Source organism: Xanthomonas populi, assembly GCF_002940065.1.
Classification (GTDB): Bacteria; Pseudomonadota; Gammaproteobacteria; order Xanthomonadales; family Xanthomonadaceae; genus Xanthomonas; species Xanthomonas populi.
On record NZ_MDEJ01000158.1, the window covers coordinates 1 to 8,381 of the forward strand.

General features: G+C 58.5%; 7 protein-coding genes, 1 other RNA gene and 2 pseudogenes. 5 read left to right on the forward strand and 5 right to left on the reverse strand.

Going from position 1 to position 8,381, the window contains the following annotated elements; all coding sequences use genetic code 11:
• From XpopCFBP1817_RS21675 to XpopCFBP1817_RS18070, 4 genes are all read left to right on the forward strand, one after another.
• On the forward strand, nt 1-277 hold a 277-nt coding region (locus XpopCFBP1817_RS21675), incomplete at its 5' end, for a hypothetical protein (RefSeq protein WP_158251322.1).
• A gap of 324 nt (nt 278-601) precedes the next feature.
• Complete coding sequence (locus XpopCFBP1817_RS23635; RefSeq protein ID WP_279627134.1) at nt 602-730, forward strand: hypothetical protein; 129 nt, start codon at nt 602-604, stop codon at nt 728-730.
• 578 nt (nt 731-1,308) lie between these two features.
• Nucleotides 1,309-2,334, forward strand: coding sequence for a hypothetical protein (locus XpopCFBP1817_RS18065; protein WP_208619659.1), 1,026 nt, complete (start codon nt 1,309-1,311; stop codon nt 2,332-2,334).
• A gap of 135 nt (nt 2,335-2,469) precedes the next feature.
• On the forward strand, nt 2,470-3,603 hold the full coding sequence (locus XpopCFBP1817_RS18070) for a pectate lyase family protein (protein WP_128418176.1): 1,134 nt from the start codon (nt 2,470-2,472) through the stop codon (nt 3,601-3,603).
• Between the two features lie 290 nt (nt 3,604-3,893).
• On the opposite strand, the gene XpopCFBP1817_RS18080 is transcribed toward XpopCFBP1817_RS18070, so the two are convergent.
• The 4 genes and pseudogenes from XpopCFBP1817_RS18080 to XpopCFBP1817_RS18095 form a co-directional block, all read right to left on the reverse strand.
• A complete protein-coding gene (locus XpopCFBP1817_RS18080; protein ID WP_128418177.1) occupies nt 3,894-5,177 on the reverse strand; it encodes a TRAP transporter large permease in 1,284 nt (427 codons plus the stop codon).
• Complete coding sequence (locus XpopCFBP1817_RS18085; protein WP_167393975.1) at nt 5,177-5,698, reverse strand: TRAP transporter small permease; 522 nt, start codon at nt 5,696-5,698, stop codon at nt 5,177-5,179. Before XpopCFBP1817_RS18085 ends, XpopCFBP1817_RS18080 begins: the two co-directional genes overlap by 1 nt.
• 10 nt (nt 5,699-5,708) lie before the next feature.
• Nucleotides 5,709-6,707: pseudogene (locus tag XpopCFBP1817_RS18090) on the reverse strand (TRAP transporter substrate-binding protein).
• On the reverse strand, nt 6,704-7,564 hold the full coding sequence (locus XpopCFBP1817_RS18095; RefSeq protein WP_128418178.1) for a 2-keto-4-pentenoate hydratase: 861 nt from the start codon (nt 7,562-7,564) through the stop codon (nt 6,704-6,706). The pseudogene XpopCFBP1817_RS18090 and the gene XpopCFBP1817_RS18095 overlap by 4 nt, the downstream one beginning before the upstream one ends.
• Before the next feature lie 242 nt (nt 7,565-7,806).
• On the opposite strand from XpopCFBP1817_RS18095, the pseudogene XpopCFBP1817_RS18100 reads away from it, so the two are divergent.
• Nucleotides 7,807-8,154: pseudogene (locus tag XpopCFBP1817_RS18100) on the forward strand (SGNH/GDSL hydrolase family protein); the annotation flags it as partial.
• A 10-nt stretch (nt 8,155-8,164) separates the two neighbouring features.
• Here the strand turns inward: XpopCFBP1817_RS18100 and XpopCFBP1817_RS18105 are convergent.
• Nucleotides 8,165-8,241, reverse strand: a non-coding RNA gene (locus XpopCFBP1817_RS18105) — sX9 sRNA.
• Between the last annotated feature and the right edge of the window lie 140 nt (nt 8,242-8,381).

Consider the following 8,381-nt stretch of genomic DNA (forward strand, 5'->3'; position numbering starts at 1 on the left):
CGATGTGCCGCGACAGCAAAGCCAGCGGATCATTCAACTGCTGGCGCTTGGCATCGCGTTCTTCACCAGCAAACAAGCTGTTCATGTCTGTCGTTCTCCGCTGGCAGGGCGTCAAGTCAATGATGGCAGATTGCTGGGGTTTTTAGAGGCTCCTATAAGAGAAAACGCGGCTACGCTGATAGACTCGATGCGCAGCCGCGGAGACATGGATGGGAACGCCATAGCAGACGGCATCGAGGAGCGAATAGACCTAATCACGGGCGACGCCTATTCTTGAGAATGGCAACGCAAGTTCAGTTACAACAGTAAAGCTCGCACAAAAAAGGCGCGGACTAATCCGCGCCTTTTAGGCGACAGGGCTACGCCAGCCTATTGAGTAATCTCGATGCTGGCCTCCTCGCTGCGACCTGCAAGGCACGCTCTGGTTTTGCGTGCTGCAGCCTGGATTACGTTGCTGACTGGTAACGTAATCCCAACCAGGATAATACTGATGACCCCGCGCCACAGTTCAGGCGAATAGGAGGGTAGGCAGGCTGCCGGCACTGCGCGGACCTCGCTTTCAGTCAGAGAACAGCTGCCTGATTGATGCCACGGAGATGTCGTGCTCGATCTCGCCATCGAGCTGAACTATCACTTGCTCAAGGATAATCATGGCGCGACGGCTGAGCTCACCGACATCCTTGATATCGTCGATGAAGATCCTGCCGACAATGGCATAGTTAAGGTTTAGCGGTCCAGTACCGCCATAGCCTCAGGCATATCCCCCTTCATAATTGAATAGGTCTCTGCGCGACGGCAACAGCTCTGCCCTGCCCCTGCGTCGTGCCGGTAGAGCGCGACACCAGCTCCCTCAACGATTCGCAGCAAAATTTCGCTCATTGACGCCTCTCTGAGATGGGCACGCCGACCGAACGCTCACATTGTGAGCTGGGGGGGCAGTTGCTTGTGCAAACGGAGCGCGAATAGGAGCGGTGACAGACAAGTCGAGGGTCGGCAGGGATTCATAAAAAATTTTGTATTGACAGCGAGTTAGCTCACTTTTAGCTGTTTTTTACACGAATCCCTGCCGAACCTCAATTCTGAGCCGACTCATTGGTGCTCCGTAGGCTTCGCCTTTTAGCGCAATAGTTCGCTAGCCCTGTAAATTCCTGTAAAAATTGGTGGTAATATTTAATTCCTATTATATTTTTTGAGGACATTAGCGGGTGTAGCTTATTTAGGCAACTTTGGTAGACGAGATATTCAATTAAATTAATTTGATTAATAATCAAGAGCGTTTGCTCTAGAACAAATACAGGTTAAAGACGCATGACATATTTGCCGCGAACCACGATTTTGCGCGCGTACTGCGCGTTCCTTATCATCCCTGCGATTACCGACGTGTCCGCAAGCGCCAAGTCGATCAACCTCTCCGCTAGCACCATCGTGCATCACGTCGTTCCGACTGCTCAGCGAGAACAGAGTACTACATACTGGACGCCCGCACGGATGCAAGCTGCAGTTTCCGCATCGTTCGTGGATGCCAACCCGGTCGACGGCGACCCGCCAGAGTTGCAGAATTCGGGATTGGTCCGTGTTGAAAACCGTGGCGCAGGGTTGAAGGTGGTGAAAGGAGCGGTGCCGACGCCGAAGACCGATCCATCCGTGCCGGTTCCAGGATTCTCCGCCGCAGCTCACCTCGGCGTGGTCTTCTTTCGGGCGAACGGCATAGACCAGCGTTGCACTGGCAACGCGGTCGTCTCCGACTCCGGGAACGTCGTAGCCACTTCCGGGCGATGCGTCTCTGCCCTACCAGGTGAATTCGTGTCGGACTTGGTGTTCGTGCCAGCCTACAACGGCACCGCCCCCTATGGTGTGTGGCCTGCAACGACCATCACGGCCGATAATGACTGGGTCGTAGGCCGAGCCGTCGACTACGATACGGCGTTCTTTCAAGTGCAGGCGCCTATGGCAATGAAGCGCTCCGGCGCTACTCTGTCAAATACTGTCGGAGCATCTGGCGTTCGCTTTGTCGGTCAGGATGACGACAACGAATATCGGGTAACAGGCTACAGCACTGATCCTGGTGCCAATGGGAACACGCCTGTCAGCGTAACCAGCACCGCAGAGCCGAACCCATGGATGAACAAAGACTATGCCATTGAGGGCTTGGAATGGGACGCACGCTCTGGCGTTAGCGGCTCACCTTGGGTTTCGACGGACGAGGATCCTGTGCAGGACGTTGAGGTTGGCATGACCTCATTTGCCTATAAGCAGTTCACCCACGCTTCCTTCGGTCCGCAGTGGAAGTCAGCGATCCGTAACCTGTATCAGACGGCAGCGGCCGTCAACTAGGCATGCAAAATCGTTGCGACGTATAATTTCTTGCTTGATCGATAGCCGTTATTTTTCCTGGAACACCTGCACGCTGTCCGACTTGATCGGACAGCGTGCAAGCTCAGTGCTTCGCTCTCCAGCAAAGGTCAGTATTTGCATTTCTCTACTAACTCGCTGTTTCTTGCAATTTTTATCGCACAGGCAGGCATAGCCAAGGCTGGGACCGGCGGCTTTTCTTCCGCCTCTGTATCTAGCGAAACTGCGATTACAGTTACAACGCTCCCAGAGCTGCAGACGGCATTCAATGCCAAAAACCACCATATCATCATCGGTGGAAAGATCTACGGTGGTCCAAACCTGACCACACTGAATTTCTCCAGCACGGATTGGAACAATATAACAATCGAGGGTGCCGCAGGCGGTGGCGCGGTCTTGCAGAATATCCAATTGAAATTTAGCGGCGAGAAGCTACCCACTGGGGTAAACATTCAAAACGTGGTGATCAGAAACATCTCGTTCTTTGGCAATATCGGCGACTTGCAAGCCTTGCCTGACCAAGTCAAAGGAACATCCAATAACATTGGCATCAACTACGTTGGCGTATCATTGCGGCGTATATCTAATGCTTGGATCGACCACTGTGATTTCTACGACATGAGCGATGACCTGTCATCAATCAGTATGTCATCTGATTACATCACGCTGTCGTATAATCATTTTTACTTCAGCAACATCTGGGTCAACATGAACCCGGACCCGGTGTGGAATTGGGTTGACAACAATCATCATGACCTCGCAAGTGAGCGTTTAGCAATCCTTGTTGGTTACAACAAGGGCGACTCATACGCATATGGTGACAAAAAGCTACACGTGACGTTGCACCACAACTGGTTTGGTCCTAATCTGGCGGGGCGTCCTCTCCTTCGCGGCTGGGTTCACTTATACAACAACTACTTCGACAATAGCACTATTCCCAGTGGTACTCGCACCGCTGTCGATGGTCGCAGCTATGGAAAGCAGCAGTATAACGCTTTGCAGGTTGGTAGCGGCAGCATCGTCGTTTCCGAATCAAACTATTTCTACAAAACCAATAACAGCAACCAAATTCGGCTGGAATTACCCGGCGATACATACATATTTTATGAGAAAAAGAACGTGTATGAAGCAACGACGGGCAATTCGGCAAGCGGTTTACCATTCAATAACGCGCCAGTGAAATATATCTATAAGCCTGATGATGCGACAAGAATCCCCGGCATCGTGCGGTCCAGCGCGGGGCCGCACTGAACGCTATTGAGGATCGGCAGGAATTCGTGAAAAATTCTGTGCTGACAGCGAGTTAGCTCACTTTTGGCTGTTTTTTTCACGAATCCCTGCCGACCCTCTACTTGTTCAAGCCAATATCGATCGGCGCGCTCCACGGGCCTTTGATGTCATCGGCCCAGACCACGAAGTTGCTGCGCTCGCCCTGGTCGCCACGGCGCGCGAGGAAGTACATGATCGCGCGGGGTACATGCCGATTCGTTCGCACCGACCGTACCCGTCCGACGGACACGCAATGGATGAAGTGGTCGCCCTTACGCGCGCAATGCCCTCGGCAACCACAGCGACAGTTCGGGGAAAAACGCAACGATCAGCAGCACGCACAACGCCGCCAACCAGAATGGCCAAAGGGTGCGCATGCTCTGGGCGATGGTGATCTGTCCGATCGAAGTGCCAATGAACAACACCGAGCCGATCGGCGGGGTGATCAAGCCGATACCGCCGGCCAGCACCATCACCAGACCAAAGTGGATCGGGTCGATGCCATAGGCCTTGACCACCGGCAGGAAAATCGGCGTGCAGATCAGGATCTTGGGCGTCAGGTCCATGAACATGCCCAGCAGCAACAGCATCACCACGATCATCAACAACACCGTGTTCTTGCTGTCGGCAATGGCCTGCAAGAATTTCACCGCCGCTGCCGGCACCTGCAAGTACGCAAGCAACCAGCCGAACACCGCCGCCGTGGCGATCACAAACAGGATCACGCCGGTAGTGCGCGCGGCATGCGTGACTGCGGCAAAGAACTCGGCCCAACGCAGTTGCCGATACAGCAGCGCGGGGACGATCAATGCGTACACCACTGCAATCGCAGCGCTCTCCACTGCGGTGAAGATTCCGGCGCGAATGCCGATGAAGATCAGCGCCACCAGACCCAGGCCCGGCAGTGCGCCGAACAGGCGCAGCGCCACTGCACGCCAGCCAGGAAAGGGCTCGGTGCCGTACCCGCGATGGCGTGCGACCGCATAGCCGGTGACCATCATCGCCGCGGTCATCAACAGCGCGGGGACGATGCCGGCCGCAAACAGATCGGCAATCGAGATACCGCCGCCCGCTGCTGCGGAAAACAAAATCAGGTTATGCGACGGCGGCACCAGCAGCGCCACCAGCGCGGCGGTCATGCTCACATTGACCGCGTAATCGCGGTCGTACCCGCGCTTGATCATCTGCGGAATCATCGTGCCGCCAACTGCCGAGACATCGGCAATCGCCGAGCCGGACACACCGCCGAAGAACAGCGACGACAACACGCTCACCTGACCCAGACCGCCACGCACGCGCCCCACCAGCGACGAGGCCAACGCGATCAAGCGTTCGGAAATACCGCCGCGCAACATCAGCTCGCCGGCGAAGATAAACAGCGGAATGGCGATCAACGACGCCGAGCCGCTACCGGCGGAAATCTGCTGCACCAGCACCACCGTGGGAAGATCCAGATACAGCAGCGTGGCCAGTGCGGCCGCGCCCAGTGCGTAGGCCACCGGCACGCCGATCAGCAGCAGCACCACGAAGGTTCCCAACAACATGGCGATGCCCATCAGCGCACTCCTCCGGCTTGGATCGGGCGCAGCACACGCCACAGCTTGTACAGGGCGAACACCACCATCAACGCACCACCGATCGACAGCGGCAGGTAGTTGATGCTCTGCGGCATCTGCGCGCCGGCCATCTTGATGTCCAGCACATCCAGCAGCAACGCCGCACTCCAATGCGCCAGCACCGCGCCAATGGCGATGATCATCAGCGGGCGGATCAGGTCGAACACGTTGCGTACCAGCGGCGGCACGTGTTCGCCCAGCAGATAAAAGCCGAAGTGGCGGTTGGTGTGCACACCGGCGGCGGCGCCCAGGCTCAACGCGGTGCTCAGCAGCAGCAGCGTCACCGGCTCGGTCCAGCTAGGCGAGTCGTTGAGCACGTAGCGGGTGAACACCTGCCAGCCTTGCACGACCACCAGGCCCAGCAAGGCGAGCGATGCCACGCCGATGGCAGTATCGGAAACGCGGTCAAGCGCGCGCTGCAACGGCGCGACCGGGACGGCGAGAGTCTCGGGTTCGGTCATTGGATTACCTTTATGCGAAATCGCGGATGCGGCGGTACAACGCTTCGATCTCCGGCTGCTTGCGGCATTCGGCCAGCAGCGGGGCGGAGGCGGTGCGGAACGCCGGCATGTCGACCTGATTGATCTTGACGCCGTCGTCGATCACCTGTTTACGCGCGATCACTTCCGAGGTATCCCACAGGTTGCGCATCACCGGCACCGAGGCGCGTGCCAGTTCCACCACCAGGGCGCGGTCGGCCGGGCTCAATGATTCGAAACTCTTGCGCGACATCACCAGGATGTCCGGCGCGTAAGAATGCTCGCTCTGCGACCAGTAATGGGCGGCTTCGAAATGCCGGCTGGACTGGAAGCTGCGCATGTTGTTTTCCGCACCGTCGATCATGTGCGTTTCCATCGCCGAAAATGTCTCGCCCAGCGACATCGGGGTGGCATTGGCGCCCAGCATGCGCATCAGCTTGAGGAAGATGTCCGACGAGGCCACGCGCAATTTCAGGCCCTTGAGATCGTCCGGGCGGTGCAGCGGATGCTTGGTGTTGTAGAAGCAACGTGCGCCCGAATCGTAGATCGCCAAGCCCACCAGATCGCGCTGCTCGAAGCTACGCAGCACGCTGTAGCCCACATGCCCGTCGATGGCGCGGCGCAGATGCGGCACCGAGTCGAACACGTAGGGCAGTCACAACGCCTGAGTCAACGGAAAGGCGTTGTTCAACGCGCCCGAATACACCCGGGTGATATCAATGGCACCGAAGCGCGCCATGTCGATCGCCTCCGACTCGCGGCCCAACTGGCCGGAGTGGTACTGGCGCAACTTGAGCCGGCCGTTGGTGCGCGCTTCGAGCTGCTTGCCGAACCACCGCACCGCCTCCACGGTGGGGTAGTCGCCGATGTGCACGTCGGTGGCGGTCAACAACTGCCCGCCGGGGATCGGCGTGGTGGCACCGGCGCCCAACCAGGGGCTGGCCGCGGCGGCACCGAGGCCGGCACCGAGGAAATGTCTGCGTGTGATCATTGGCGCCCTCCCAGGCATCTGGTCACTGTGTCCGCTCGTGTGGCGGACACAGCCGTACAGGAAATGTCGCCGATGCCGGCGGAACGAATCAGCGCACGCTGTCCCACTTCGATGTCATGGATACCGGTGGCATTGCCCGTGGCAATGAGATCACCGCGCTTGAGCGGACGCCCGCGCTGCGCCGAACGACTGAGCGCAAATGCGTAGGCGGCGCGTAATCCGCCCGGCAGCGTGCTAGCCCCTCCGGTGCCGACGACCTGGTCGTCGATCAGCGTGTCGGCGGTCAGCGAGGACTCGGCGCGCGCCAGCCAATCGGTCACTTCCGGGCCTAAAATCAAGCCGTTATTGTTGCCGAAGTCGGAAATCACCACGCGCGGGCCCAGCTTGTTGATGGTCGCCAACGGGCTGCTGGCGATCTCCACGCCGATGAACAACGTGGCCGGCAGCTGCGCCGCCTCATCCGGGCTGATGTGGGTCTGCTCGGCGGGAGCGTCCGCTTCCAGGCGCAGCACGTATTCGGCCTCTACTGCGCCGAAGCCGCCTTGGTAGATCGGGAACTGCGTTGTTCCACCGGTGGCATTCAAGAGCTTGCGCGAGAAGATCGGCCCCAGCAGACGGTCGTCGCCTGATCCGTCGCGGCGCTCGGCGGCGATGTAGCCCACCTTCCAGCCGACCACCTGGTCGTCCCACTGGCTGATAGCGATGTCCTGCACGTGGTAGGCAGTGACCAGATCCTCGGGGATCTGCCCGGGAAAGTCGGGCAGCGATGCCCCTGCACGGCGTGCCTCCACAAAGCGCTGGGCGATCTGCGACAGCATGGATATGGACGATGGCGGGGTGGCGGCGTCGTTGCTCAAGGGTGTCTGCCTGCTAGGTGTTTTGTTGCACTGCCAATGGACACTGGCACGGCGTGCTGTATATGGTAAACCGGTGTCATTTGCAATGTGCAGTGCGGCAAAGTTGGCCGCAGCAACCAAGCAACCCTGGGGTAGATGGAACAGACAAGCCAAACGCGCGTTTTTGCTGCGTTTTCAGGTGCTGCGCGCCGGTGCCTGCCGCCAGTGTTAGTGGCGGCCTCGCTGCTGGCCGGGCCAGCGGTGGCCGCGATCGACAGGTCGACGTGCCGATCCAGTTCGGCCATGACGATCAACCGGGCAAGCCGGGGCGCTCCACCGAATTGGCCACCGAATTTCCAGCAAATCTGCGCCGCTATGTGGCCGAAGCGCGTACCGCCGGAGCGCTTCCGGTGTTGGTTACACCATTGACGCGGCGGCAATTCGAGCGTGGTCAATGGATGGATGATCTGGCGCCGTTGGCCGATGCCACGCGTAAGGTCGCGCAGGAATTGAACGTTCCGTTGATCGATCTGCATGCGCGCAGCCGCGCCTTGATACAGGCCATGTGCCCGGTGCTTGCGATGCGGTTAGCGCAACGCCCTGCAGACCCGGAGTAAGAGCGGCTAACAAAACGTAGCGAGCAGTCGTCAGGCGGGTGCGGACGGCGCGCTCAGAACCGGAGTGTACGAGTGGTACATGAGGATTCCGAGCACCGGCCGCGCCCGCCTGGCGGCTGCGCAGTAGTTTTGTTAGCCGCTCTAAGAGCCTGTTCAAAGTCTTCTAAGCAGCAACGCCAGGAACGCCAGGAACGCCAGGTGGATCATCTGCAAGCTGGTGT

Excerpts from the sequence above, each read along its gene's own strand:
- XpopCFBP1817_RS18065 (WP_208619659.1), top strand. The coding sequence starts at position 1,309 with ATGACATATTTGCCGCGAACCACGATTTTGCGCGCGTACTGCGCGTTC.
- XpopCFBP1817_RS18080 (WP_128418177.1), bottom strand. The coding sequence starts at position 5,177 with ATGGGCATCGCCATGTTGTTGGGAACCTTCGTGGTGCTGCTGCTGATC.
- XpopCFBP1817_RS18085 (WP_167393975.1), bottom strand. The coding sequence starts at position 5,698 with ATGACCGAACCCGAGACTCTCGCCGTCCCGGTCGCGCCGTTGCAGCGC.